The sequence below is a fragment of the Burkholderia sp. AU19243 genome (assembly GCF_018148075.1).
Taxonomy (GTDB): Bacteria; Pseudomonadota; Gammaproteobacteria; order Burkholderiales; family Burkholderiaceae; genus Burkholderia; species Burkholderia latens_A.
Genome location: NZ_JAGSTV010000012.1, coordinates 1 through 25,428, shown reverse-complemented (window position 1 = coordinate 25,428; position 25,428 = coordinate 1). Strand labels below are relative to the sequence as shown.

Sequence of the window (25,428 nt, the reverse complement as noted above, 5' to 3'; positions counted from 1 at the left end):
GGATTAGCGGGTCGTTTTCCCCCGCATTTCCGTGAATGCCCGCGTGCGCGGCTGCCAGCCGGCGGCCGGGTCCGCGCGCGCGGGCGGTCGCCGGCCATTGACGGGCAAGGCTTCGCGCGATGGTGCGGCGAATGGCCGGCGCGCCGGGCGGGCCGCCGTGCGCGCGAACCGCGACGTTGATCGCCGTCAAGGCGACAGCCGCGCCGTCACATGAAAAGCGACCAAATCCCCCACCTGCTCCGCCGATTGGAACGCCGTGCGCACGCCGAGAATGCTGGCATGTCGAGGGCCGTCCGTGCGTGCGCGGCGGCGGCCTCCGCGCGTGTCGCGCGCTCCGTATCGAACCCACGCTGGCTTACCACGATGACTGATCTCACGCTGTCCGACTCCCCCGTCGCCACGATCGAAGCGGCGCTGGCACTCCACCAGGCCGACCGCCTGGAAGAAGCCGAGACGCTGTACCGCCGCATCCTCGACGCCGAGCCGCGGCACGCGGACGCGCTGCATCTGCTCGGCCTGATCGGTCACCAGTACGGGCGCTATCACGAGGCGTCCGAGCTGATCATGGCCGCGATCGAGATCAAGCCCGACGCGATCTACTACTACAACCTCGGCAACGTGATGCAGGCGAACAATCGTCCGGCCGCCGCCGCCGAGTGCTTCCGTCTCGCGATCGAGCTGCGGCCCGGCTACGTCGACGCTTACAACAACCTCGGCAACGCGCAGCGGCTCGCGGGCAACGCACGCGCGGCCGTCGACGCGTTCTGTCAGGTAATCGCACTGCAACCCGACCACGGCCAGGCATACAACAACCTCGGCAATGCGCTGCTCGACCTGAACGAGATTCCAGCCGCGCTCGAGGCGTACCAGCACGCGGTGGCGCTGCGTCCGGAACTGCCGGAGCCGCGCAGCAACCTGCTGTTCGCGTACCACTACAGCGATGCGTTCGATCCGCGCGCGTATCTCGACGAAGCGATGCGGTTCGACGCGCTGGTCACGCAGCGCGCGCAGCCGTACACGACGTGGCGGGTCGACCTTGCGCCGCGCATCGGCCGGCCGCTGCGCGTCGGCATCGTGTCGGGCGACCTGAAGGCGCACCCGGTCGGCTACTTCATCGAAGGGATGCTCGCGCATCTGAAGCGCGAGCGCGTCGAGCTGCACGCGTATGCGACGCGCGACGTCGAGGACGACGTCACCGCGCGCATCAAACCGCGCTTCGCGTCGTGGACCTCGCTTGCCAGCCTCGACGATGCGGCCGCGGCCGCCCGCATTCGCGACGACGGCATCGACGTGCTGATCGATGCGTCCGGCCACACGATCCATAACCGGCTGCCGCTGTTCGCATGGACGCCCGCGCCGCTGCAGGTGAGCTGGCCCGGCTACTTCGCGAGCACCGGGATGCGCGCGATCGACTACGTGATCGGCGACCGCTACGTGATGCCGGCCGACGAGGCCGCGCATTTCGTCGAACGCGCGTGGCACCTGCCCGACAGCTATCTGTGCTTTACGCCGCCCGCGATCGAGCTCGACGGCGGCCCGCTGCCGATGCTCGCGAACGGTTATCCGACCTTCGGCTATTTCGGCAAGCTCGCGAAGCTTACCGATCATGTGATCGACGTATGGTCGCGCGTGCTGCGCGACGTGCCGGATGCGCGATTGTTCGTGAAGGCGCCGCATCTGGACGATGCGCGCGAGCAGCACGCGCTTGCGGCCCGCTTCGCCGCGCACGGCATCGATGCGGCGCGACTGCAGTTCGAAGGCCGTTCGCCGCGCGACGAATATCTGGCGGCCTACCGGCGCGTCGACCTGATGCTGAGTCCGTTCCCGTACCCGGGCGGCACGACGACGGCCGAAGCGCTGTGGATGGGCGTGCCGGTGCTCGGCCGCCGCGGCGCGCGCTTCCTGTCGCATATCTGCGAAAGCCTGCTGCAGGCGGCGCGCTTGCCCGAATGGATCGCCCACGACGACGACGCATACGTCGCGAAGGCCGTCGCGTTCGCGCGCAATCCGGCCGAGCTTGCGGTGTTGCGCACGACGCTGCGCGAGCAGGTGCTCGCCGCCCCGTTGTGCGATGCGCCGCGCTTCGCGCGCCATTTCGAAGACGCGCTGCACGCGATGTGGGCGCGCCGCGTCGATGCCGCGCCGAGGGCCGCATCGTGACCGGCCAGTCCGTCCTCATCACCGGCGGCGCGGGTTTTCTCGGCTCGCATCTGTGCGAGCGGCTCGTGCGTGCCGGCTACGACGTGATGTGCGTCGACAACTTTCACACCGGCAGCAAGCGCAACATCGAGCACCTGCTCGGCCAGGTCAATTTCGAGCTGATCCGCCATGACGTGTGGCTGCCGCTCTACGTCGAAGCCGACCGCGTGTTCAACATGGCGTGCCCGGCGAGCCCCGTGCACTATCAGAGCGACCCGGTGTCGACGGTGAAGACGGCCGTGCTCGGCGCGATCAACATGCTCGGCCTCGCGAAGCGCTGCGGCGCGCGCATCCTGCAGGCATCGACGAGCGAAGTGTACGGCGACGCGCAGCAGCATCCTCAGCAGGAGACCTACTGGGGCAACGTGAATCCGAACGGGCTGCGCGCGTGTTACGACGAGGGCAAGCGCTGCGCCGAGACGCTGTTCTTCGACTACCACCGCCAGCACGGCGTCGATATCCGCGTGGTGCGGATCTTCAACACGTACGGCCCGCGCATGCGCGCGGACGATGGCCGCGTCGTGTCGAACTTCATCATGCAGGCGCTGCGCGGCGAGCCGATCACGCTGTACGGAGACGGCAGCCAGACGCGTTCGTTCTGCTACGTCGACGATCTCGTCGAAGGGTTGATGCGGATGATGGACCAGGACGACGAAACCGGCCCGATCAATCTCGGCAACCCGAGCGAGATCACGATCCGCGAGCTCGCCGAATGCGTGCTGCGCCTCACCGGCTCGAAAAGCCGCATCGAATATCGGCCGCTGCCGGCCGACGATCCGCTGCAGCGCCGCCCCGACATCGGCCGCGCGCGCCGGCATCTCGACTGGCAGCCGGGCGTCGCGCTCGAGGACGGCCTGAAGGAGACGATCGCCCATTTCCGCAAACAGGTGAACGCATGAGTCCCGACCTGATCGACGCTACCTGCCCCGTCTGCGCGCACACGGTGGCCGCGCCGTTCTTCGCGGCAGGCGAGCGCACGCTCGCGACGCTTGCATGGCCGGCGTCCGCCGAAGCTGCGCGCGCGCTGCCGCGCCACGCGCTCGACTTCGTCCAGTGCCCGCAGTGTTCGCACGTGTGGAATCACCGCTTCAGCTACGACGCGATTCCGTACCAGAGCAACCCGAACCGGATGTTCAACAGCGGCGGGATCTGGAAAGGCCATCTGGCAGCGACGCGCGACCTGCTGCTCGGCGCGCTGCCGGCCAATCCGACGGTCGTCGAGATCGGCTGCGGCGAAGGCCATTTCGTACGCGGTCTCGCGCACGCGAGCGGCGGCGGCCGTTTCGCCGGCTTCGATCCGAACGCGTGCGCGGGTACCGGCAACGGCATCGAATTCCACGCGCGCTTGTTCGCGCCGCTGGCCGACATGCCCGAATTCCGCCCCGATGCGATCGTGATCCGGCACGTGCTCGAACACCTGACCGAACCGGCGAAGCTCGTCGAGCAGCTCGCGTGGGGCGCATCGCGCCAGCCGAACGCGTGCTGGCTGTTCGCGGAAGTACCGTGCATCGATCGCGTGTTCGAAACCGATCGCCTCGCCGATTTCTTCTACGAACACGTGTCGCAGTTCACCACCGAGTCGTTCCGCACGCTGATGGCGCGCGCCGGCGAGATCGTGACGCTCGCGCACGGTTACGACGGCGAGGTCGTCTATGCGCTGGTCCGGCTCGGCGTGCCCGCGCATGCGCGCACGCGCGCGGACGCGTCGCTGCGGTTCGCGGCGCGCACGGTCGAGAACCGTGCGGCGATCGCCGAACAGCTCGCGGCGCTGGCCGAATCGGGCCGCCGCATCGCGATTTGGGGCGGCACGGGCAAGGCCGCCGCGTTCATCCATCACTTCGATGCCGATGCCGCGCGCTTCCCGCTCGTCGTCGATTCCGATCCGGACAAGGTCGGCACCTACGTGCCGGGCACCGGCCAGAAAATCGAATTCCGCGACGCGCTGAAGGCGGCGCCGGCCGACGTGATCATCATCCCGACGCAATGGCGCGCGCGCGACATCGTCGCCGAGATGTCGCGCGAAGGGATCGCGGCGGCAGCCGTGATGATCGAGCACGACGGCCGCCTGATCGATTTCGGGCGCGAACCGCATCCGTATTGAGCGCCGCGCGCAATGGAGCCGATTGAACTGCAGTTGCGCGACGCGCTCGCGCATCATCAGGCGGGCCGTCTCGCGCAGGCGAAGACGCTGTACGACGCGATCCTGCATGCGCAGCCCGGGCAGCCGGACGCGATGCATTTCCTCGGGCTGCTCGCTTGCCAGCTGAAGCAGTACGACGCGGGGCTCGCGCTGATGGAGCGCTCGCTGGCCGCGCGGCCCGACGCGTCGTACTTCAACAACCTCGGCAACATGCTGCGCGAATGCGGTCGGCTCGACGACGCAATCGCGCATTATCGCCGCGCGGTCGCGCTGCGCCCGGACTATCCGGAAGCGCACAACAATCTCGGCAACGCGCTGCGCGACGCACGCGAGCCGGCCGCCGCGATGCAGAGCTGCGCGTGCGCGATCGAGCTGCGTCCCGGTTACGCGGAGGCGTACAACAATCTCGGCAACGCGCTGCAGGATCTTGGCGAACTCGATGCCGCCGCCGCGAGCTACGGCAAGGCGATCGCGTTTCAGCCGTCCTATGCGGACGCGCACAGCAACCTCGGCAACGTGCTGCGCGCGCAACAGCGCCACGCGGACGCGATCGCGCATTACCGCCGCGCGCTCGAACTGAGTCCCGCGTTGGCTGCCGCATCTCACGGTCTCGGCTTGTCGTTGTGGGCACTCGGCGAACTGGCGCAAGCCGCGAGCGTGCTGCGTGCCGCCGCGGCGGAATCCGGCGACGCGGCCCTGCACAACAACTATGCCGGCGTGCTCCGCGACGCGGGCGACCTCGACGGGGCCGCCGCGCATTACGCACGCGCGATCGCGCTCGATGCATCGATGGCCGCCGCGCATGCGAACCTGAGCGGCGTGCGCCGCCGTCAGGCGCGCTATGCGGAAGCGCTCGCGCACGCGCTCGACGCGATCCGGATCGCGCCCGGCCTGGCCGACGCACACAACCAGGCGGGCAATGCCTACCACGGGCTCGGCGATCTCGCGGCTGCGCAAGCGTGCTACCGCACCGCGCTCGAACTGAACCCCGCCGACAGCGGCGTCTGTCACAACCTGTCGGTCGTGCTGCTCAAGCGCGAGCAACTCGACGAAGCACTCGCGTATTGCCGGCAAGCGCTCGCGGCCGGCCGCCCGACCGTGTCGATGTACGTGAATCTCGGCGACATCCTGCGCGCGCAGGGCAACGTCGACGCCGCAGTGCCCGCCTATCGCGACGCGCTGGCGCTCGTGCTCGACGACGCGAGCGACGAAGCGGCCGACGTGCTCGGCCGCCTGCTGTTCGCCGCGGCCGCATCGGCGAGCGTATCGCCTGCGGCCTACCTGAACGACGCCCGCCGCTACGGACGCCACATTGCCGCCCGTTCGACGCGCTACCCGCACGATCCGCGGGAACGCGCGGCGCGGGCGCGGCACCGCCCGCTACGGGTGGGCTTCGTGTCGGGCGATTTGCGGCAGCATCCGGTCGGCATCTTTCTCGAGAGCGTGTTCGCGCATCTCGATCGCACGCGCATTGCGCCGTACGTGTACGTGACATCGGATGAGGAGGACGCAATCACCGCGCGGCTGAAACCGCACGCGGCTGCCTGGCGTTCGATCGCGGCGTGCACCGCGGCCGCTGCCGCGCGCACGATCCACGACGACGGCGTCGACGTGCTCGTCGATCTCGCCGGTCATACGCAGGCGAGCGGCCTCGCCGTGTTCGGCTGGAAGCCGGCGCCGGTGCAGGCAAGCTGGCTCGGTTTCTTCGCGTCGACGGGCAGCGACGCAATCGACTATTTCATCGGCGACGCGAAGACGTTGCCGGCCGACGAAGCCGATCACTTCGTCGAGCGGCCGTGGCGCCTGCCGGACAGCTACCTGTGTTTCACGCCGCCCGCATATGACGTCGCGATCGGCCCGCTGCCGATGACCGCGAACGGCCACGTGACGTTCGGCTGCTTCGGCAAGCTCGTGAAGCTGGGCGACGACGTCGTGCGCGTGTGGTCGCGGGTGCTGCACGCGCTGCCCGGTGCGCGGCTGTTGCTGAAGGCGCGGGAACTGGAGCAGGCGGCGGTGCGCGATGCGACTGTCGCGCGTTTCGCGCGGCACGGGATCGACGCGAGCCGGCTGCTGTTCGACGGCGCATCGCCGCGCGCCGAGTATTTTGGCGCATACAACCGGATCGACGTCGCGCTGAGCCCGTTCCCGTATCCGGGCGGCACGACCACGGCCGAAGCGCTGTGGATGGGCGTGCCGGTGCTCGGGATGAAGGGCGGACGGTTCGCCACGCACATCTGCGAGAGCCTGCTGCACGCGGCGGGGATGCCCGACTGGATCGCAGGCAATGAGGACGACTATGTCGAGAAGGCGGTCGCGGCCGCGCAGGACGGCGTGCGTCTTGCCGCGCTGCGCGCGACGTTGCGCACGCGCATGCTCGCATCGCCGCTGTGCGATGCCGCGCGCTTCGCACGCAATCTCGAAGATGCCTTCGTCGGCATGTGGACACGCTATACGGAAACGGCACAGACAGCATGAACGATATCCAACGCGCGTTGCAGCAGGCGCTTGAACACCACCAGGCGGGCCGTCTCGCGCAGGCGAAGACGCTGTACGACGCGATCCTGCATGCGCAGCCCGGGCAGCCGGACGCGATGCATTTCCTCGGGCTGCTCGCTTGCCAGCTGAAGCAGTACGACGCGGGCCTCGCGCTGATGGAGCGCTCGCTGGCCGCGCGGCCCGACGCGTCGTACTTCAACAACCTCGGCAACATGCTGCGCGAATGCGGTCGGCTCGACGACGCAATCGCGCATTATCGCCGCGCGGTCGCGCTGCGCCCGGACTATCCGGAAGCGCACAACAATCTCGGCAACGCGCTGCGCGACGCACGCGAGCCGGCCGCCGCGATGCAGAGCTGCTCGCGCGCGATCGAACTGCGCCCCGGTTACGCGGAGGCGTACAACAATCTCGGCAACGTGCTGCAGGACCTTGGCGAACTCGATGCCGCCGCCGCGAGCTACGGCAAGGCGATCGCGTTTCAACCGTCCTATGCGGACGCGCACAGCAACCTCGGCAACGTGCTGCGCGCGCAACAGCGCCACGCGGACGCGATCGCGCATTACCGCCGCGCGCTCGAACTGAATCCCGCGCTGCGCGTCGCGCATCGCGGGCTGGCCGCCGCGTTGCGCGCCACCGACGATTTCGACGGCGCGCTCGAGCATGCGCGCGAGGGGCTCGAGCCGGACGATGCGGAGGGCCATTGCGCGCTCGGCCGATCGCTGCGCAGCATGAACGATTTCGATGGCGCGGCGCGGCTGTTCCAGCGCGCATGCGAGATCGATCCCGGCTACGCGCCCGCATGGTGCCGGCTCGGCGAGCTGCGTTGCCAGCAGGGCGAGTACGAGGAATCGATGCGACTGTGCCGCCACGCGATCGAACTCGATCCCGCGCTCGCGGACGCATACAACTTCCTCGGCCTCGCGTATCACAACCTGGACCGCATGGCGGCCGCCGAGCTCAGCCATCGCCACGCGATCGACCTGAACCCGGATGACGCCGACGCGCACCACAATCTCGCGGCGGCGCTGTTTCGCCTCGACCGCCTCGATGAAGCGATGAGCGAATACCGGATCGCACAAGAGCTCGGCGTCGATCCGGCGAAAATCCAGCTGACGCTCGGCGACATCCTGTGGGCGAAGCGCGATTACGCCGGGGCGGTCGACGCTTTTCGCGACGCCATCCAGCACGATCCCCATCGCGCTTATGCGCGGCTGCTGTTCAACATGTCGAGCTCGCCTGCGTTCGCGCCCGAGGAGTGGGTTGCCGACGCGCAGCGTTACGGCGACTATCTCGCGCGCGACGCGCGGCAGCTGCCGCACGATCGCGAGCAGCGCGCGCGGCAGGCGCGCGGCCGGCCGTTGCGGGTCGGCTTCGTGTCCGGCGACTTGCGTCAGCATCCGGTCGGGATCTTCCTCGAAAGCGTGCTCGCGCATCTCGATCGCACGCGCATCGAGCCGCACGCGTACGTGACGTTCGTCGTCGAGGACGACGTCACCGCGCGATTGAAGACGGGTTTCGCGAGCTGGAAGAAGCTCACGTGCCTGAATCGCGAGCAGGCCGCGCAGATGATTCACGACGACCAGATCGACGTGCTCGTCGATCTCGCCGGCCACACGAACTGGAGCGGGCTGCCCGTGTTCGCGCACCGGCCGGCCCCCGTTCAGGCGAGCTGGCTCGGCTTTTTCGCGACGACGGGCTGCCGTGCGATCGACTACTTCATCGGCGACCCGCACACGTTGCCGGCCGAAGAGGCCCATCACTTCGTCGAACGGCCGTGGCATTTGCCGGATAGTTACCTGTGCTTCACGCCGCCCGCGTACGACGTCGCGGTCGGCCCGCTGCCGATGGAACGCAACGGCGGCGTGACGTTCGGCTGTTTCGGCAAGCTCACCAAGATCAGCGACGACGTGATCGCGCTGTGGTCGCGGCTGCTGCACGCACTGCCCGATGCGCGGCTGATGCTGAAGGCGCACGAGCTCGGCGCGAGCGACCTGAGCCGCGCGACGCTCGAGCGTTTCGCGCGGCATGGTATTGGCGCGCACCGTCTGATCCTCGAAGGCGGTTCGCCGCGCGCGGAGTATTTCGACGCGTACAACCGGATCGACATCGCGCTGAGCCCGTTCCCGTATCCCGGCGGCACGACGACGGCCGAAGCGCTGTGGATGGGCGTGCCGGTGATCGGGATGAAGGGCGGCCGCTTTGTCACGCACATCTGTGAAAGCCTGCTGCATGCGGCCGGAATGGGCGACTGGATCGCTGCAGACGAGGACGCATACCTCGCGAAGGCGATCGCGTTCGCAAGCGACCGCGACGCGCTCGCGGCGCTGCGCGCGACGTTGCGGGAACGCACGCTCGCATCGCCGCTGTGCGATGCGGCGCGCTTCGCCCGCAATCTCGAGGATGCGTTCGACGGGATGTGGGCACGCTACGTGGCCGGCGACACGGACGGAACACGCGCATGAGCGGCGCCGTCGCGGAGCGACTGAACGCGGCGCTCGTGCATCACGAGGCCGGGCGTTTCGACGACGCGCGCGCGTTGTACGAGGCCATCCGTCGCGACGAGCCCGATCAGCCGGATGCGACGCATTTCCTCGGGCTGCTCGCGTGTCAGCTGGGCCAGTTTTCGGCCGGTCTCGCGCTGATGGAGCGCGCGATCGCGCTGCGCGCCGATCCCGTGTACCTGAACAACCTCGGCAACATGCTGCGGGCGCACGGCCGCCTCGACGACGCGACGGCCGCATACCGGCGCGCGGTCGCGCTCGCGCCCGACTACGCGGAGGCGCACAGCAACCTCGGCAACGCGCTGCGCGACGCGGGCGATGCCGATGCGGCGATGCTGAGCTGCGCGCACGCGCTCGCGCTGCGCCCGGACTATGCGCCGGCCTTCAACAATCTCGGCAACGCGCTGCAGGACAAGGGCGAACTCGACGCCGCGGCGCGTGCGTACGAGAAGGCGATCGCACTCGATCCCGGCTACGCGCAGGCGTGCTTCAACCGTGGCAACGTGCTGCGCGCGCAACGCCGGCTCGACGACGCGATCGCGTGTTACCGGCGTGCGATCGCGCTGCAACCGACGCTGAACGCCGCGCATCATGCGCTCGGCATACTGCTGTTCGAGCGCGGCGAACTCGACGCGTCGATCGCAAGCCTTGCCCGCGCGGCGGAATCGGGTGAAGTCGATTGCCTGCTCCACCTCGCGGCGGCGCTCGAACGCGCGGGCGATCTCGACGGCACGGCTGCGAGCCTGCAGCGCGCGCTGGCCGCCGCACCCGATCGGGCCGATCTGCATCTCCACCTTGCGCAGACGCTGGTGCAGCAAGGCAAGCGGCGCGACGCGCTCGACCGTTGCAGGATCGCGCTGTCTCTGCCGAATCCGACCGCGCAGATGCATGCGATCGAGGGCGACCTGCTGTGCGCGATGTGGCAGCCCGATGCGGGCCTCGCGAGCTATGATCGCGCGCTCGACGTCGATCCCGCGTTTCGCAACGCGCACTCGGGCAGCATGTTTCACGCGGCCGGCAGCGACCGGCTGTCGCCCGCGCAGCTGCTGGAGCGCGCGCGTGCGTTCGGCACGCAGATGGCCGCGCAGGCATCGCCGCGTACGCATGCGCCGCGGCCGGCCGCCGGGCGCGTGCTGCGCGTCGGGTTCGTGTCCGGCGACCTGAAGTCGCATCCGGTCGCGGTGTTTCTGTCGAGCGTCGTAGCGGCGCTCGATCCGTCGCGCGTCGAAGCGCTCGCCTATGCGACGCAGTCGGTGCAGGACGACACGACCGCCATGCTCAAACGCCACTTCGCGGTATGGCGCGACATCACCGCGCTTGACGATCGTGCGGCCGCGGACCTGATCGCGAACGACCGCGTCGATGTGCTGGTCGACCTGAGCGGCCATACCGCGTCGAACCGGCTGCCGCTGTTCGCATGGAAGCCGGCGCCGGTGCAGGCGACCTGGCTCGGCTATTTCGCGACGACGGGTATCGCCGCGATCGACTATGTGATCGGGGATCGACACGTATTGCCCGAAAACGAGGCGCACCACTTCGTCGAGCGGCCGTGGCGGCTGCCGGACAGCTATCTGTGCTTCACACCGCCCGACCTCCCGCTCGACGTCGGCCCGCTGCCGGCCAGTCGCGAACGTGTCGTCACGTTCGGCTGCCTGAACAACGCGAACAAGATCGGCGATGCGGTCGTCGCGCTGTGGTCGCGCGTGCTGGATGCGGTTCCCGGTTCGCGGCTGCTGCTGAAATCGGCGCAGCTCGACGAGGCCGCGCTGCGCGCGAGCGTCGCCGCGCGCTTCGCGGCGCACGGGATCGCCGCCGGGCGGCTGGTGCTGCGCGGCGGATCGACGCGGCTCGAGCACCTCGGCACGTTCAACGACATCGACATCGTGCTCGATCCGTTCCCGTACCCGGGCGGGACGACGAGCGTGGAAGGACTGTGGATGGGCGCACCGTTCATCACGCGGCGCGGCGACCGCTTCCTGTCGCATATCGGCGAAAGCATCCTGCACACGCTCGGGATGCCCGAATGGATTGCCGACAACGACGACGACTATGTCGCGAAGGCGGCCGCGTTCGCCCGGGATTTGCCGCACGTCGCCGAGGTGCGGGCGGGGCTGCGCGAGCGGCTGCTGCGCTCGCCGCTATGCGATGCGCAGCGGTTTGCGCGCAATCTCGAAGCGGCGTTCGCGCAAATGGTCGATGCGGCCGCCGCTGCGCGGTAGCGTTCGCGCCATCGCAGCCTCGCGCTGCCCGGCCGGCATGATGCGCGCGCAGCTCGGCGGTGACGCGGATTGCGCGCTCCCCCATTCCCACATCTTTTCGTCCACTAAAAAAAATGACCGCCCGAAGGCGGCCAGACATCGCGACGTCGGCGCACGCTCGATCGCGTGCGCGTTGTTGTTCGAACGCTTACAGCATGCCGGTCGCCTGATAGAGGCCGGCCGCGCGGATCCGGTCGCGCGATTCGGTGAACTGCTGCGCGAGGCGGTCGCGATCGGACTGCGCGTCGTGTGCGATCGACGCGTCGATATCCATGATCCGGCGGATCGTGTCGAGCGCTTCCGGCGTTTGCTCGGGCGACAGGCCCATCAACAGCGGCGAGCGCGCGTCGGCGAGCGCCGCGACGCGTTCCCAGTCGCGCAGCGCGGTGGCCGTCTGCATCGCCTCGGTCAGGTGGAGCGCCTGGTTCAGCGTATCGGTCGTCATGGTCGTCGTCCGGATCCGTCGTATGAAAATGCGGCTTACTTGTTGGTTGCGAGCGCACCGGCGCTGTTCGAACCGCCGAACAACTGCGTCAGGTATTTCGTGTTGTTCGCCATCGTCGCCATCAGGTTGTTCAGTGCGGTGAACTGCGCGTTGTATTGCGCGGTCAGCTGGTCCGAGTAGTTCTTCAGCTGCGTTGCCTGATCCGACAGGTTCTTCAGGTCCGCGTTGATCGCCGTCGTACGCTGGTCGATCAGGCCGTTCGTCTGCGTGTACGTGTTGACCAGAGTGTTGAGGGTCTTGCCGACGCCGTTCGTCGTGTTGAACAGCGCGGCCACGGCCGGGCTGTTCGACGTCAGTGCGGTATTCAGCGCGGTCGAGTCGACCTGCAGCGTGCCGTCGGACTGCAGGTTGATGCCGATCGCCGCGAGCGAATAGGTCTTGCTCGGGCTGCCCGTCGTGACGCCGCCGCTGATTGCAGTGGCGAGGCCGTTCGAAATCGTGTTCAGCATCGAGTCGCCGAGCAGCGGGCCGGCCGTCGACGTGTTCGGATCGTACGAAGACAGCGACTGCGACGTCGTCACGTAGCTGTTGTACGCGTTGACGAACGCGTTGATCGCGTTCGTCGTGGCGGTCGTGTCCGGCGACAGCGTGACCGTCTGGGTCGTGTTCACCGCAGCGGCCGTCAGGTTCAGCGTGACGCCCGTCAGCACGCCCGACACGCTGTTGGATGCGCTGCTGACCGGCGTGCCGTCGACCGTCAGTTTGGCGTCGGCGGCCGGCGTCACGGTCGTGTAACCCGACGTCAGTTTGGCATTTACGCCGGTGCCGCTCACCGATACCTGGTTGGCCGCGCCCGTGTTGTTCGACTGGATCACGAGGTGCTGGCCGTCGGAGCCGGTGATGACCGACGCGGTGACCCCCGGGTTGCCGGCCGTCGTATTGATCGACGTCGCGATGTCGGACAGCGATGCGCCGGCCGCGACGTTGACGTTGAATGCTGCGTTGGTGCCGAGCGTGATGCTCAGCGAACCGCCCGCGATCGCGTCGGTCGACGTGAGCCCCGCCGACGACAGCTTGTTCGCGGTCGCGAGCTGCGTGACGTTGACCGAGTACGAACCGGCCACCGAACCGCCGCCGCTCTTGACCGATGCGGTAATGCCGTTGCCGCTGGCGGTCGCCGCGAGACCGCTCAGCGTGGTGCCGTTCGCGAGACCGGCGATCGCGGTCTGCAGCGCGGACAGCGCCGATTTCAGTTTGCCGACCGCCGACAGCTCGGTGTTGTCCGCTGCCTGCTTGGTCGTGAGTGTTTGTGTCTGACCGGCCGTCTTCGCGGTGACCAGTGCCGACACGAGCGAATTGACGTCGAGCGTCGAATTGGTCGCGCCGCTGATGATCGATTGCCCGGCCTGCGCCAGAAGGCTGCCGATATCCGTCGTGCTTGTGCTCGTGCTCGTCGTGGTCATGCGGGTGCTCCAGTCGTTTGCGCGGTGGCGCGCGTTCCGGCGGGTCGCCGTGCTTCGGATTCAATGCAAGCAGGGAGGCGAGCCTCCCTGACGTATCGGGTTCGACGAATCGCGAACCGGCGTCGTCGCGCGCCGCAACGCGGACGACGCCTCGTGCGCGGGCGATGCGCCCGGCGCCGGTGTACCCGATTACTGCAGGAGCTTCAGCACTTGCTGCGGCAGCGAGTTCGCTTGCGCGAGCACCGAGATGCCGGCTTGCTGCAGCACTTGCGCCTTGCTCAGGTTCGCCGTTTCCGTCGCGAAGTCCGCGTCGGTGATCTGCGAACGCGCTGCGCTCATGTTGGTTGCCTGCGTTTGCGTCGTCGTGATTGCAGCCTGGAACGTGTTCTGTGCTGCACCCAGCGTTGCCTGGAACGTGTTGACGTTCTTCAGTGCTGCGTCGATCGCCGTGATTGCCGACTGTGCGCTCGTCTGGTCGCTGACCGTCAGGCCGCTCAGGCTCAGGCCTGCGCCCGTGCTCGTCCACACGGTTGCGCCGAAGTTGACGGCAACGGTCTGGTTCGCCGATGCGCCGACCTGGAACGTGACGTTGCCGGCGTTGCTCAGGATGGTCTGGCCGTTGAACGTCGTTTGCGTTGCGACGCGGTCGATTTCGCCCAGACGCGTCGTAACTTCAGCTTGAAGGTTTGCACGTGCGTTCGAGTCCAGCGAGCCGTCGCCAGCTTCGACTGCCAGCGTACGGATACGCTGCAGGTTGTCGACGGTCGACTGCAGCGCGCCGGCGGCGGTCTGGATCATCGAGATACCGTTGTTCGCGTTCGCAACGCCTTGCGTCAGCGCGTTGATCGCCGCCGTTTGCGTCGTCGAGATCGCGAGACCTGCTGCGTCGTCGGCTGCGGTGTTGACGCGCTTGCCCGACGAGAGGCGGTTGATCGCTTGCGACAGTGCGTTTTGCGAGCCCGACAGGTTCGTCTGCGTCGTCAGCGAAAGGATGTTGGTGTTGATGTTCAGCATTTGCTTCCTCGTTTTGGAAAATGCCTGAGTACAGACAGGGGTCGTTTTCGGCGTTGCGCTTTATCGCGAGTGGCGCTGCCCGCCTTTCCTGGTTGACGGCGGCACCCGGCGAAAACTTTAGAGGGATGTTCGATGAAATTCGGGACGGAAGAGGCCGATGGCTGCGAAATCCACGCCCGACGCGGGTCGCAGCGATTTCGGCGGCCCGAGCGAACGTGTTCGCTGCCGGTCTGAACGGCGGCGGGCGGTGCGGCGACGCGCGGGGATCGACAAAAGGATGGTTTTGTCTGTGATTTCCTGATATGATGGCGGGCTGAATTGAGATTTTCTGTCACGCCTATGCCGTTGCGGCATTCCTGCTGGCAGTCAAACGCGGCGCTGCACGCGGCTTGTGAAGCGTACTCGCGGTGCTTTCCGCCTCTCTTTTCCGGCCTCCGAGGCCGTATTTCCGCTCGTTTCGCCTGTTGTGGGGACGCCCGGATGGCCGGTGCGTGGCGCTTGGCCGCTACGTTTTTGACCGTTTAAGCAATTTAGGAACGACATGACGACGATTCTTCTGAAAGAAAACGAGCCGTTCGAAGTGGCGATTCGCCGCTTTCGCCGTGCTATCGAAAAAAATGGCCTGATCGCTGAACTGCGCGAACGCCAGTCCTACGAAAAGCCGACCGCAGTCCGCAAGCGCAAGAAGGCAGCAGCCGTCAAGCGCCTGCACAAGCGCCTGCGCAGCCAGATGCTGCCGAAGAAGCTCCACTAAGAGCGTCTGACGGTTCGCCGCGAAACGGCGGAGCGTGCTTCGAAAGAAGCCGCTCCGCCGTTTTGCTTTTCCGGGCCGGGAAACGCGCTTTCGGCGTTGGCGTGTCGGCGCTCGGCCAGCCGTGTAGCGCGCGCGAGCGTGGTCGTACGGGCGGGCGGCGGCTGACGGTGTATCGGAGCGTCACGCGTGGCGCGCGAATGTGAAGATGTGCTGCGTGTCGACGCGTGCGTGCAGGCAGGGGCGGCGCGAAGGCTCGGCAGCACGCCGGCCTCGGTCTTCCGGCGCCGCGGACCTTGGACTGCGTGCGGCACTGCGACACTGCCGCATGGAAGCGCGCAGGTGTACGGCCCCCGGCACGAGCAGCCGCCCGCCGCCGCGTTGCCCTCAGCCCGCCTTGCGGTGCCGTGCCGTTTGCTTGCCGCCGAGTGCCGCGCATTTCGCGTGACACGGGCAGCCGACCTCGTGGTCGTTGACCATTCCGGTTGCCTGCATCAGCGCATAGCAGATCGTCGAGCCCACGAATTTGCAGCCATATACCTTCAGCGCTTTGCTGAGCGCGTCCGACTGAGCGGTCGACGCGGGCGCGTCGCGGTACGACGTCCACGCATTCTGAACCGGCGCGTAATCGACGAACGACCACAGGAATTCCGCGAGCGAGCCGTGGTCCTCGCGAATGCGCTGGACGGCCCGCGCATTGGTCACTGCGGATTCGACCTTCGCGCGATTGCGCACGATGCCCGGATTCTCGAGCAGTTTCTCGATGCGCTTGGGCGTGAAGCGCGCGACGATGTCGACGTCGAAGCCGGCGAACGCGTCGCGATACCCGTCGCGCTTGTTCAGGATCGTCGACCACGACAGCCCCGCCTGCGCACCTTCGAGGATCAGCATTTCGAACAAGTGGCGATCGTCATGCGACGGCACGCCCCACTCGGTATCGTGATAGTGAGCGTCCGCTTCCGTCTTGACCCAATTGCACCGCTGCGACATCGTCAGCCTCGTTCCAGTGTCGATTTCGATCGTGCCAGCATAACGGAACGCCCATTCGCGGGGTAGCCGGCCGAACGGCAGATGGGCGCGCGGCGCCGATGCGGTTAAGCTTGGCGCCTGTTCGAATCAGCAGGATCTACGCATGACGGCATTACTTTTTGCGATCGGCATCGACGGCGGCGGCACCGGCACGCGCGCGGTGCTGGCAGACCGCCACGGGCACGAGCTCGCGCAGGGGCGCGGCGGCCCGTCGGGGCTCGGTCTGGGCATCGAGCGCGCATGGGCGTCGATCGGCGCGGCGTGCGCCGACGCATTCACGCGGGCCGGGCTCGCGTTCGACTGGTCGCAATGCGCGCTCGGCTGCGGGCTCGCGGGCGTCAACAATGCCGCTTGGCTCGCCGCGTTCGGCGCGCAGGCGCCGCTTGGCGCGCTCGCGATTGAAAGCGATGCATATACGACGGTCGTCGGTGCTCACGGCGGCGCGCCGGGGCTCATCGTCGCGCTCGGCACCGGCAGCATCGCGGCGGCGCTCGACGCGGCTGGCGACTGCCGCATCGCCGGCGGCTTCGGCTTCCCGTCCGGCGACGAGGCGAGCGGCGCGTGGCTCGGTATGCGCGCGCTCGCGTATGCACAGCAGGCGCTCGACGGCCGCGTGCCGCGCGACGCGCTCGCCGATGCGCTGCTCGCGGAAACCGGCGCGGGCGACCGCGACGCGCTCGTCCAGTGGTCGTGCGACGCCAACCAGACGGCCTACGCGCGCCTCGCGCCGATCGTGATCGCGCACCGCGACCATCCGTATGCGGCCGGGCTCGTCGCGCAGGCCGGCGACGAGATCGGCAAGATGATCGACGCGCTCGATCCGGCCCAGGTTCTGCCGGTCGCGCTGTGCGGCGGCCTGGCCGACGCGCTTGCGCCGGCCGTGCCGGTCCGTCACGCGGCCCGGCTGCGCGCGCCGCTCGACGATTCCGCACATGGCGCGCTGCGGCTCGCGCTGCGGGCATTGGCAGCGGCCGACGCGGGCTGACGGCGTCAGCCGCTCGAACCGCCCGGCGCGCGTGCGGCCGCGACGTTAAAATGGCTGTCCCGCAGCATCCTGCGTTGCCCGCGCCCCTTCCTCATGTACAAAGTCATTGCCACCGATCTCGACGGCACCTTGCTGAACAGCGACCACCAGCTCGATCCGTACACGATCGAGACCGTCCGCCGGCTCGACCGCGACGGCGTGCAGTTCGTGATCGCGACGGGGCGCCACTACGCGGATGTCGCCGGCATTCGCGACGTGCTCGGCATCCGGCCGTACCTGATCACGTCGAACGGCGCGCGCGTGCATGCACCGGACGATACGGCGATCCACGCGCAGGACATCGATCCCGCGATCGTCCGCGGCCTCGTCCAGCCAGGCGTGACGGGCGCGCACGGGCGCGTGATCGTCAATCTGTTCACCGACCGCGGCTGGCTGATCGACCGCGAAGCGCCGCACCTGCTCGAATTCCACCAGGATTCCGGCTTCCGGTACGAAGTGATCGACATGTCGGCGCACGATGGCGCGGACATCGCGAAGGTGCTGTACATCGGCGAGCCGGCCGACCTGGCCGTGGTTGCCGAACAGATGCGCGCGCAATTTGGCGATGCGTTGTACGTCACGTACTCGTTGCCCGATTGCCTCGAAGTGATGACCGCGAACGTGTCGAAGGGGCGCGCGCTGCGCACGGTGCTCGCGCGGCTGGGTGTGGACGCCGGCCACTGCGTCGCGTTCGGCGACAACATGAACGACATCGACCTGCTCGAAACGGCCGGCCATGCATTCATGATGAACAACGCGAATCCCGACCTGATCGCGCAATTGCCGCATATCCCGCGGATCGGCAACAACTTCGACGCAGGCGTCGCCCGCCACCTGCGCACGCTGTTCGCACTCGAGGACACGCTCGACGGCGTCGCCACGTCCTGAACGGACATGAAAAACGGGCGCCAGCGGCGCCCGTTCAAATTACCTGCCTCGATGTTGTTCGACAGCGTGAGGCTCGCTGTTCTGCTCGCGTGACCCCGTAGCGTATTTATTCGATGGTGCGAGCGGATGCGGGGAGCGCGACGGCATCGTCGCGCCCGGCGACCAGTGGGTAGACGATCCCGGCGATCGCCGCGCCGATGATCGGCGCGATCCAGAACAGCCACAGCTGGCCGATCGCATCGCCGCCGACGAACAGCGCGGGGCCGGTCGAGCGGGCCGGGTTCACCGACGTGTTCGTGACGGGAATCGAGATCAGGTGGATCAGCGTCAGGCACAGGCCGATCGCGATCGGCGCGAAGCCCGCCGGCGCGCGCTTGTCGGTGGCGCCGAGAATCACGAACAGGAAGAAGCCGGTCATCACCACCTCGCAGATGAACGCCGCGCCGAGCGAGTAATGGCCGGGCGAGCGCTCGCCGAAGCCGTTCGTCGCAAAGCCGCTGCCGACGACGTCGAAGCCCGGCTTGCCGGTCGCGATCAGATACAACACGAACGCGCCGAGCGTCCCGCCGACGACCTGCGCGACGATGTACGGCGCGAGATCGCGTGCCGGAAAGCGGCCGGCGACGGTCAGGCCCACGCTCACGGCCGGATTCAGATGGCAGCCCGAAATGTGTCCGATCGCGAATGCCATCGTCAGTACGGTCAGGCCGAATGCGAGCGCAACGCCGGCAAAGCCGATGCCGAGGCCCGGAAACGCGGCGGCCAGCACCGCGCTTCCGCATCCGCCCAGCACCAGCCAGAACGTGCCGAATGCCTCTGCAGCCAGGCGCTGAGAAAGATTCATGTAAGACCTCGTCCAAGTGTGTTGAAGACGACCGGGCGGCTCGCTGATTTAATCCGACGCCCGGAATTGGTCTGGATTATAGGAAATGAATCGGGTACGCGAGGGTCAACGATTGTTAAATTTGAATGGGCGGCGAATGGTCTTTATTAGAATAAGTCCGCATTCTCGATATAGCCGAACTGGTTAAAGATGACGGCATTAATTACGACGAGCAGGGCGGCAGTGCGCATGACGTAACGGGGTGTTGGCGTTCCGGCAGGCTCGCCGGAGCCGCATCATGGAAAAGAGGGAGTCGAAAAATGTCTCAATACGCGAAACTCAAGGCGCAGATCGCCGATCTGCAGGCCCAGGCGGACGAGGTGCGTCGTCAGGAAGTGGCGGCGGTAATTGCCGACGTGCAGCGAATGATTGCCGAATATGGGCTGACGGCCCAGGATCTGGGCTTTGCCGAGCGAGCCCGGCGCGGGCGTCCGCCGAAAAAGGCGCCGCTGCCCCCGAAATACCGTGACCCGAAGTCGGGCGCGACCTGGAGCGGCCGCGGCAAGCCGCCGAATTGGATCGTCGGAAAAAACCGCGATCGTTTCCTGATCGAATGACCGCGCAAAAAGAAAGAGCCGCATCGTCGATGCGGCTCTTTGGTTTTTGCGACGATTTCGACGCGGATTTTCCCGGATATTTGCTGACGAATTTCGGCGTCAGGCGCCGGCGACTTGACGCAAGGTCGGCTGTTTTGCACCCGCGCAAAGCGTTTCGTAAGTTTCGACGTAGCGCCGCGCCATCGCCTTCGAACTGAAACGCGTTTCGAAGCGTGCGCGGATCGCTTCGCGCGACAGGCTGTCGATCCGGTGCAGCGCGCCGACCGCGCCCTGGACGTCCTCGACGATGAAGCCGCTCACGCCGTCCTCGATCACTTCCGGCACCGAGCCGCGGTTGAACGCGACGACCGGCGTGCCGCAGGCCATCGCTTCGATCATGACCAGCCCGAACGGCTCCGGCCAGTCGATCGGGAACAGCAGCGCCTTTGCGCCCGACAGAAACGCCGGCTTCTGCGCCTCGTTGATTTCGCCGATGAATTCGACGTGCGCCTCGCCGAGCAGCGGCTCGATCACTTCCTTGAAGTAATCGGCGTCGGCCTTGTCGACCTTCGCCGCGATCTTCAGCGGCAGCCCGCTTTGCGCGGCGATCCGGATCGCGGTGTCGACGCGCTTTTCCGGGCAGATCCGGCCGAGAAACGCGAGATATTCGGGCTTCACGTCCGGCTGGGGCGTGAGCAGCGTGTCCGGCAGCCCGTGATAGACGGTGCCGGCCCACGCGGCCTGCGGCAGCGGCTTGCGCTGCGAGTTCGAGATCGACACGACCGGTGCGTTCGGGAACGCATCGAACACCGGCTGCAGCTCGGGCAGGTCGAGACGGCCGTGCAGTGTCGTCAGGTACGGCGTATCGAGCCGAGACATCAGCGGGAACGGCAGGTAGTCAAGGTGAAAGTGAAGCACGTCGAATTCGTGCGCGACCCGGGCGACCTGCTCGATCAGGCGCATATGGGGCGCCATCGAGTCCCGGATCGACGGGTCGAGCCGCAATGCGCGCGGCCACGCCGCCTCGAGACGGGCGGACGTGACGGAATCGCCGCTCGCGAACAGCGTCACGTCGTGGCCGAGCTCGACGAGCGCCTCGGTCAGGTACGACACGACGCGCTCGGTGCCGCCGTAGAGTTTCGGCGGGACGGCTTCGTAAAGCGGCGCGATCTGGGCAATACGCATGGCGTTCTCCGGTGTCGACCAGCGGAGCGCTCCAGTGCGCATGCTGGCCGGATACAGGTTGCGGAACTCGCCGACACACGCTTTCTGCGGTACGTGAGCGGGCCCGTGGCGGGATGCGCGGGCGCCGGGCGGCAAGCTGCGGGGCGGGGCGGCGCGGCTGACGCCGCCGCCCATTGGAGTCCATTATCGATATCGCCTTCAGGGGTTCGAGTGTTTTTTCAAACACTTAAGGCTTGTTACACGCTGAAATACGCAAAAACCCCGAGAAAAAGGGCGCGCAAACAAGAAGCGAGATGGCCACAACTATTGTTGCGCTATTGTGAAAAACCACTATAATTTTTACCGATTCGATCTCCGGCAGCCTTGCCGGACGGCCTTCCTCAGAATTCGTCGCATGTGGCACCACATTGCTTGCGAATTCGCGCATCGCCCCCCGCCGTTTGCGCCCTTTTCAATGCATCTTGTCGGAAAAATTCCTACACGGTTTACAGACAAATCCTGCATGGCATACGCCACTTCGCTGATACCGGCATAAATCCCGTTTAGCCAAAATTCGCCCTGTAAGACTGATAAACGTGCCGACGCGGCGATATTGAGCGCCTGATCGAGCAAACGTTTTCATAACATGAAAGGCCAAAGCAAAGCTCTTAACGGGGGAATCATGAGCGCCACCAGCGAAATGCTCAGTGAGATCAAAGAGGTCAACCTGTCGTACCTCCTCCTCGCGCAGCGCCTGCTGCGGGAAGACAAAGCGATGGGCATGTTCCGCATGGGCGTGTCCCAGGAACTGGCCGACGTGCTCGCGAACCTCACGCTCGCCCAGACCGTGAAGCTCGCCGCGTCGAATCAGATGCTGTGCCGTTTTCGCTTCGACGATCATGCGTTGCTGTCGTCGCTCGCCGACAAAGGCCGCAGCGACGTCGTCACGCACGCGCACTCGGCCATCCTGATGGCAGGCCAGCCGGTCGAAAGCGTCCGCTGATTCTTTCCCGCCGTTGCGTTCGTCCCGGTGCGCCGCGCCGGCGGGCGGCGTATCGGTCATTCATCCGTACCACGTCAAGCGGACGATTTTTCACCATGGCAAGCAAAAGCGTCGTGATCGAGGTGAAGGAAATCACCCTCGCCATCGAACTGATCGAACTGGGCGCCCGGCTGCAGCTGCTGGAGGCGGAGACGAGCCTGTCGCGCGACCGCCTGATCAAGCTGTACAAGGAACTGAAGGGCGTGTCGCCGCCGAAGGGCATGCTGCCGTTCTCGACCGACTGGTTCATGACGTGGCAGCCGAACATCCACTCGTCGCTGTTCTACAACATCTACCGGTTCATGCAGGACCACGGCCGCTGCGAGCCGATCCAGTCGATCGTGAAGGCGTACCGGCTCTATCTGGAGCACGTGAACCTGTCCGGCGACGAGGCGGCGCTGAGCCTCACGCGCGCATGGACGCTCGTGCGCTTCTTCGACTCGGGGATGCTGCAGATGACCCCGTGCACGCGCTGCGGCGGCCACTTCGTCGCGCATGCGCATGATCCACATCAAGGTTTCGTGTGCGGCCTCTGCCAGCCGCCGTCGCGCGCGGGCAAGACCCGCAAGGCAGCCGCCGCGCGCGCCGAACTGGCCGCCGCAGCGGCCTGAGCGCCCCGCCGGGCCGGCCCGGGCCCGTCGCGTGCCCGCATGCGGGCGCCGTGCGCGCGCTGCGCGAACCGGCCGCCGCTTGCTGGTAAACACCGCCGTGCCGCCGCCGCGCGGCCGCGAAAGTTTTCCTGCCGACTGCCGTAAACCTGATTAACGGCGGTCTCCCCGCCGGTCATTCGTGAGGGACAGGCAGTGCTGATTATCGTGGGAACACTCGTGACGCTCTTGTCCGTCTTCGGCGGTTACGCGCTGGCAGGCGGGCATCTGGGCGCATTGGTCCAGCCGCTCGAGATCCTGATGATCGTCGGCGCAGGCGTCGGCGCGTTCATCCTCGGCAACGGCATGAAGACCATCAAGGCGACGCTGCGCGTGCTGCCGACGCTCTTCAAGGGCTCGAAGTACACGAAGGACGTCTATATGGAACTGATGGCGCTTCTGTACGTGCTGCTCGCGAAGGCGCGCAAGGAAGGCACGCTGACGCTCGAGGCCGACATCGACGATCCGGACAAGAGCCCGATCTTCACGCAATACCCGAAAATCCTCGCCGATCGCCACATCGTCGAGTTCCTGACCGACTACCTCCGGTTGATGGTGGGCGGCAACATGAACGCGTTCGAGATCGAAAGCCTGATGGACGAGGAGATCGAGACGCATCACACCGAAGGCGAAGGGCCCGCGCACGCGCTGATGCGCGTCGGCGACGCGATGCCGGCGTTCGGGATCGTCGCGGCCGTGATGGGCGTGGTGCACACGATGGCGTCGGCTGACAAGCCGCCCGCGGTGCTCGGCGCGATGATCGCGCAGGCGCTGGTCGGCACGTTCCTCGGGATCCTGCTGTCGTACGGGCTGATCGGGCCGCTCGCGAGCCTCGCGGAGCAGCGCGTCGCCGAATCGACCAAGATGTTCCAGTGCATCAAGGTGACGATTCTCGCGAGCCTGAACGGCTACGCGCCGGCGATCGCGGTCGAGTTCGGCCGCAAGGTGCTGTTCTCGACCGAGCGCCCGTCGTTCACGGAGCTCGAAGAGCACGTGCGCCGCGTGAAGGCGAAGTGACGCGGAGCGGGCAATGAGCAAGAGCAAGGATCACGCGATCGTCGTCAAACGGGTGGCCCCGCAGAAGAAGGGTCATCACGGCGGCGCATGGAAGCTCGCGTATGCGGACTTCATGACCGCGATGATGGCGTTCTTCCTGCTGATGTGGCTGCTGAGCTCGGTCACGCCGGTGCAGCTGAAGGGGATCGCCGAATACTTCAACACGCCGCTGAAGGCCGCGCTGTTCGGCAGCGGCGATCGCAGCTCGCAGGACTCGAGCATCATCAACGGCGGTGGCCGCGACCTGTCGAGTGCCGACGCCGGCACGCTGCGCCGCACCGACGGCTCGACCAACCTCGCCGACCGCATCGCGAAGGCCGGCGACGACAAGACGCGCTCGCAGGCGCAGGGCGCTCAGGACCGCCTCGAGCAGATGCGCCTGCACGACCTCCAGATCAAGCTGATGGCGGCGATCGAGGCGAATCCGACGCTGCGCCAGTTCAAGCAGCAGATCCGCATCGACTCGACGCTGATGGGGCTGCGCATCGAAATCGTCGATTCCCAGAAGCGGCCGATGTTCGCGATGTCGAGCGATCACGTGGAGCCGTACATGCGCGACATCCTGCGCGAGATCGGCAAGACGCTGAACGACGTGCCGAACCGGATCATCGTCCAGGGCCATACCGACGCGGTGCCGTATGCGGGCGGCGAGGGCGGCTACAGCAACTGGGAGCTGTCGGCCGACCGCGCGAACGCGTCGCGCCGCGAGCTGATCGCGGGCGGCATGGACGAGTCGAAGGTGCTGCGCGTGCTCGGCCTCGCGTCGACGCAGAACCTGAACAAGGCCGATCCGCTCGATCCGGAAAACCGCCGGATCAGCGTGATCGTGCTGAACCGCAAATCCGAAGACGCGCTGATGCGCGACGACGCGACGACCACGACGCTGTCGGCCGATGCCGCGGGCTCGAAGCTGCTCGCGCAGCAGCTCGGCGGCGCGGCGCCGGCGGCGCGACCGGCGCTCGCGAGCGCCGTCGCGGTCGCGCCGAAACCCTGACGTTTCCAAGATTCCGAGACAGACATGATCCGAACCATTCTCGCCATCGACGATTCCGCGACCATGCGTGCACTGCTGCAGGCGACGCTTGCGCAGGCCGGCTACGACGTGACCGTGGCGCCGGACGGCGAAGCCGGCTTCGACATGGCGGCCACCATGCCGTACGACCTGGTGCTGACCGACCAGAACATGCCGCGCAAGAGCGGGCTCGAGGTGATCGCGGCGCTGCGCCAGCTCACCGCGTATGCGGACACGCCGATCCTCGTGCTGACGACCGAAGGCAGCGACGCCTTCAAGGACGCCGCGCGCGACGCGGGCGCGACCGGCTGGATCGAAAAGCCGATCGACCCGGCGGTGCTGATCGACCTGGTCGCGACGCTCTCCGAGCAGACCGCCTCCTGACATGAACGCGACGAATCCAACCGGTGACCGGGCATGACTCTCGATATCACGCAGTTCTACCAGACCTTTTTCGACGAAGCGGACGAGCTCCTCGCACAGATGGAGCAGCTGCTGCTGAACCTCGACGTCGGTTCGCCCGACCCCGAGGATCTCGCCGCGATCTTCCGCGCCGCGCATTCGATCAAGGGCGGCGCGGCGACGTTCGGCTTCTCCGCGCTGACCGAAACGACCCACATTCTCGAGTCGCTGCTCGACCGCGCGCGCAACCATGAGCTGACGCTGACCAAGGAGATGGTCGACGCGTTCCTCGAGACCAAGGACGTGCTGTCCGACCAGCTGGTCGACTACCGTGCGAGCGCGGAACCGGACGCGGCAGCCGCCGCGGCGATCTGCGCGAAGCTCGAGCGGCTGAAGGCAGAAAGCGGTGCGGGCGCGCCCGCGGACGCGGCGCCTGCCGCGCCGGTCGTGGCCGCCGCACCGGCGCCCGCGCCCGCGC

22 protein-coding genes are annotated in these 25,428 nt (G+C 67.1%); 16 read left to right on the top strand and 6 right to left on the bottom strand.

Annotated elements, in window-relative coordinates; translation table 11 throughout:
- Window positions 1-363 precede the first annotated feature (363 nt).
- The 6 genes from KDW55_RS21335 to KDW55_RS21310 are packed head-to-tail and all read left to right on the top strand — an operon-like array spanning window position 364 to window position 11,555.
- Window positions 364-2,160, top strand: a complete 1,797-nt coding sequence (locus KDW55_RS21335; RefSeq protein WP_040142862.1) for a glycosyltransferase family 41 protein — start codon at window positions 364-366, stop codon at window positions 2,158-2,160.
- Window positions 2,157-3,098 (top strand): UDP-glucuronic acid decarboxylase family protein, encoded by a 942-nt coding sequence (locus tag KDW55_RS21330; protein WP_174554660.1) that lies wholly within the window; start codon window positions 2,157-2,159, stop codon window positions 3,096-3,098. Before KDW55_RS21335 ends, KDW55_RS21330 begins: the two co-directional genes overlap by 4 nt.
- Window positions 3,095-4,300: a class I SAM-dependent methyltransferase gene (locus tag KDW55_RS21325; protein WP_212161068.1), complete on the top strand. Its 1,206-nt coding sequence runs from the start codon at window positions 3,095-3,097 to the stop codon at window positions 4,298-4,300. The genes KDW55_RS21330 and KDW55_RS21325 overlap by 4 nt, the downstream gene beginning before the upstream one ends.
- Before the next feature lie 12 nt (window positions 4,301-4,312).
- Window positions 4,313-6,814: a tetratricopeptide repeat protein gene (locus KDW55_RS21320; RefSeq protein ID WP_212198032.1), complete on the top strand. Its 2,502-nt coding sequence runs from the start codon at window positions 4,313-4,315 to the stop codon at window positions 6,812-6,814.
- A complete protein-coding gene (locus KDW55_RS21315; RefSeq protein WP_040142868.1) occupies window positions 6,811-9,297 on the top strand; it encodes a tetratricopeptide repeat protein in 2,487 nt (828 codons plus the stop codon). The genes KDW55_RS21320 and KDW55_RS21315 overlap by 4 nt, the downstream gene beginning before the upstream one ends.
- Window positions 9,294-11,555, top strand: coding sequence for a glycosyltransferase family 41 protein (locus tag KDW55_RS21310; RefSeq protein ID WP_212161071.1), 2,262 nt, complete (start codon window positions 9,294-9,296; stop codon window positions 11,553-11,555). Before KDW55_RS21315 ends, KDW55_RS21310 begins: the two co-directional genes overlap by 4 nt.
- 187 nt (window positions 11,556-11,742) lie before the next feature.
- Here the strand turns inward: KDW55_RS21310 and KDW55_RS21305 are convergent, their stop codons facing one another.
- The 3 genes from KDW55_RS21305 to KDW55_RS21295 form a co-directional block, all read right to left on the bottom strand.
- Window positions 11,743-12,039, bottom strand: a complete 297-nt coding sequence (locus tag KDW55_RS21305) for a flagellar protein FliT (RefSeq protein ID WP_040142872.1) — start codon at window positions 12,037-12,039, stop codon at window positions 11,743-11,745.
- A gap of 35 nt (window positions 12,040-12,074) precedes the next feature.
- Window positions 12,075-13,502: a flagellar filament capping protein FliD gene (gene fliD / locus KDW55_RS21300; RefSeq protein WP_069240851.1), complete on the bottom strand. Its 1,428-nt coding sequence runs from the start codon at window positions 13,500-13,502 to the stop codon at window positions 12,075-12,077.
- Window positions 13,503-13,691: 189 nt separating this feature from the next.
- The gene (locus KDW55_RS21295) at window positions 13,692-14,516 is read right to left on the bottom strand and encodes a flagellin domain-containing protein (RefSeq protein WP_040142876.1); all 825 of its coding nucleotides are present in this window, start codon (window positions 14,514-14,516) and stop codon (window positions 13,692-13,694) included.
- 541 nt (window positions 14,517-15,057) lie between these two features.
- Here KDW55_RS21295 and rpsU point away from each other — a divergent pair.
- Complete coding sequence (gene rpsU / locus KDW55_RS21290) at window positions 15,058-15,270, top strand: 30S ribosomal protein S21 (protein ID WP_006401410.1); 213 nt, start codon at window positions 15,058-15,060, stop codon at window positions 15,268-15,270.
- Between the two features lie 384 nt (window positions 15,271-15,654).
- On the opposite strand, the gene KDW55_RS21285 is transcribed toward rpsU, so the two are convergent.
- The gene (locus tag KDW55_RS21285) at window positions 15,655-16,257 is read right to left on the bottom strand and encodes a DNA-3-methyladenine glycosylase I (protein ID WP_040142878.1); all 603 of its coding nucleotides are present in this window, start codon (window positions 16,255-16,257) and stop codon (window positions 15,655-15,657) included.
- 142 nt (window positions 16,258-16,399) lie between these two features.
- Here KDW55_RS21285 and KDW55_RS21280 point away from each other — a divergent pair, with 142 nt between their 5' ends.
- A complete protein-coding gene (locus KDW55_RS21280; RefSeq protein WP_212161072.1) occupies window positions 16,400-17,281 on the top strand; it encodes a BadF/BadG/BcrA/BcrD ATPase family protein in 882 nt (293 codons plus the stop codon).
- Between the two features lie 93 nt (window positions 17,282-17,374).
- A complete protein-coding gene (locus tag KDW55_RS21275) occupies window positions 17,375-18,208 on the top strand; it encodes a Cof-type HAD-IIB family hydrolase (protein ID WP_059548036.1) in 834 nt (277 codons plus the stop codon).
- A 106-nt stretch (window positions 18,209-18,314) separates the two neighbouring features.
- On the opposite strand, the gene aqpZ is transcribed toward KDW55_RS21275, so the two are convergent.
- Window positions 18,315-19,052 carry an aquaporin Z gene (aqpZ, locus tag KDW55_RS21270; RefSeq protein WP_209821308.1) on the bottom strand — a complete coding sequence of 246 codons (738 nt, stop codon included), beginning with the start codon at window positions 19,050-19,052 and terminating at the stop codon, window positions 18,315-18,317.
- 299 nt (window positions 19,053-19,351) lie between these two features.
- Between aqpZ and KDW55_RS21265 the strand changes: the two genes are divergently transcribed.
- Window positions 19,352-19,648, top strand: a complete 297-nt coding sequence (locus tag KDW55_RS21265) for an H-NS histone family protein (RefSeq protein ID WP_040142885.1) — start codon at window positions 19,352-19,354, stop codon at window positions 19,646-19,648.
- A gap of 99 nt (window positions 19,649-19,747) precedes the next feature.
- Here the strand turns inward: KDW55_RS21265 and KDW55_RS21260 are convergent, their stop codons facing one another.
- Entirely contained in the window at window positions 19,748-20,812 is a 1,065-nt protein-coding gene (locus tag KDW55_RS21260) for a glycosyltransferase family 4 protein (protein ID WP_059548032.1), read from the bottom strand.
- Window positions 20,813-21,473: 661 nt separating this feature from the next.
- Between KDW55_RS21260 and flhD the strand changes: the two genes are divergently transcribed.
- The 6 genes from flhD to KDW55_RS21230 all read left to right on the top strand — a co-directional run.
- Complete coding sequence (flhD, locus tag KDW55_RS21255; protein ID WP_014895554.1) at window positions 21,474-21,794, top strand: flagellar transcriptional regulator FlhD; 321 nt, start codon at window positions 21,474-21,476, stop codon at window positions 21,792-21,794.
- Window positions 21,795-21,889: 95 nt separating this feature from the next.
- Window positions 21,890-22,444, top strand: coding sequence for a flagellar transcriptional regulator FlhC (gene flhC, locus KDW55_RS21250; protein WP_034209584.1), 555 nt, complete (start codon window positions 21,890-21,892; stop codon window positions 22,442-22,444).
- 192 nt (window positions 22,445-22,636) lie between these two features.
- Window positions 22,637-23,497, top strand: a complete 861-nt coding sequence (gene motA / locus KDW55_RS21245; protein ID WP_040142890.1) for a flagellar motor stator protein MotA — start codon at window positions 22,637-22,639, stop codon at window positions 23,495-23,497.
- A 13-nt stretch (window positions 23,498-23,510) separates the two neighbouring features.
- Window positions 23,511-24,530, top strand: a complete 1,020-nt coding sequence (motB, locus tag KDW55_RS21240; RefSeq protein WP_040142891.1) for a flagellar motor protein MotB — start codon at window positions 23,511-23,513, stop codon at window positions 24,528-24,530.
- Window positions 24,531-24,554: 24 nt separating this feature from the next.
- A complete protein-coding gene (locus KDW55_RS21235; RefSeq protein ID WP_040142893.1) occupies window positions 24,555-24,932 on the top strand; it encodes a response regulator in 378 nt (125 codons plus the stop codon).
- A 33-nt stretch (window positions 24,933-24,965) separates the two neighbouring features.
- On the top strand, window positions 24,966-25,428 hold a 463-nt coding region (locus KDW55_RS21230; protein WP_212198031.1), incomplete at its 3' end, for an Hpt domain-containing protein.

What these genes read in the sequence shown, in the direction of transcription:
- KDW55_RS21335 (WP_040142862.1), top strand. Translation starts at nt 364, where the DNA reads ATGACTGATCTCACGCTGTCCGACTCCCCCGTCGCCACGATCGAAGCG.
- KDW55_RS21325 (WP_212161068.1), top strand. Translation starts at nt 3,095, where the DNA reads ATGAGTCCCGACCTGATCGACGCTACCTGCCCCGTCTGCGCGCACACG.
- KDW55_RS21320 (WP_212198032.1), top strand. Translation starts at nt 4,313, where the DNA reads ATGGAGCCGATTGAACTGCAGTTGCGCGACGCGCTCGCGCATCATCAG.
- KDW55_RS21315 (WP_040142868.1), top strand. Translation starts at nt 6,811, where the DNA reads ATGAACGATATCCAACGCGCGTTGCAGCAGGCGCTTGAACACCACCAG.
- KDW55_RS21310 (WP_212161071.1), top strand. Translation starts at nt 9,294, where the DNA reads ATGAGCGGCGCCGTCGCGGAGCGACTGAACGCGGCGCTCGTGCATCAC.
- KDW55_RS21305 (WP_040142872.1), bottom strand. Translation starts at nt 12,039, where the DNA reads ATGACGACCGATACGCTGAACCAGGCGCTCCACCTGACCGAGGCGATG.
- fliD (WP_069240851.1), bottom strand. Translation starts at nt 13,502, where the DNA reads ATGACCACGACGAGCACGAGCACAAGCACGACGGATATCGGCAGCCTT.
- KDW55_RS21295 (WP_040142876.1), bottom strand. Translation starts at nt 14,516, where the DNA reads ATGCTGAACATCAACACCAACATCCTTTCGCTGACGACGCAGACGAAC.
- rpsU (WP_006401410.1), top strand. Translation starts at nt 15,058, where the DNA reads ATGACGACGATTCTTCTGAAAGAAAACGAGCCGTTCGAAGTGGCGATT.
- KDW55_RS21285 (WP_040142878.1), bottom strand. Translation starts at nt 16,257, where the DNA reads ATGTCGCAGCGGTGCAATTGGGTCAAGACGGAAGCGGACGCTCACTAT.
- KDW55_RS21280 (WP_212161072.1), top strand. Translation starts at nt 16,400, where the DNA reads ATGACGGCATTACTTTTTGCGATCGGCATCGACGGCGGCGGCACCGGC.
- KDW55_RS21275 (WP_059548036.1), top strand. Translation starts at nt 17,375, where the DNA reads ATGTACAAAGTCATTGCCACCGATCTCGACGGCACCTTGCTGAACAGC.
- aqpZ (WP_209821308.1), bottom strand. Translation starts at nt 19,052, where the DNA reads ATGAATCTTTCTCAGCGCCTGGCTGCAGAGGCATTCGGCACGTTCTGG.
- KDW55_RS21265 (WP_040142885.1), top strand. Translation starts at nt 19,352, where the DNA reads ATGTCTCAATACGCGAAACTCAAGGCGCAGATCGCCGATCTGCAGGCC.
- KDW55_RS21260 (WP_059548032.1), bottom strand. Translation starts at nt 20,812, where the DNA reads ATGCGTATTGCCCAGATCGCGCCGCTTTACGAAGCCGTCCCGCCGAAA.
- flhD (WP_014895554.1), top strand. Translation starts at nt 21,474, where the DNA reads ATGAGCGCCACCAGCGAAATGCTCAGTGAGATCAAAGAGGTCAACCTG.
- flhC (WP_034209584.1), top strand. Translation starts at nt 21,890, where the DNA reads ATGGCAAGCAAAAGCGTCGTGATCGAGGTGAAGGAAATCACCCTCGCC.
- motB (WP_040142891.1), top strand. Translation starts at nt 23,511, where the DNA reads ATGAGCAAGAGCAAGGATCACGCGATCGTCGTCAAACGGGTGGCCCCG.
- KDW55_RS21235 (WP_040142893.1), top strand. Translation starts at nt 24,555, where the DNA reads ATGATCCGAACCATTCTCGCCATCGACGATTCCGCGACCATGCGTGCA.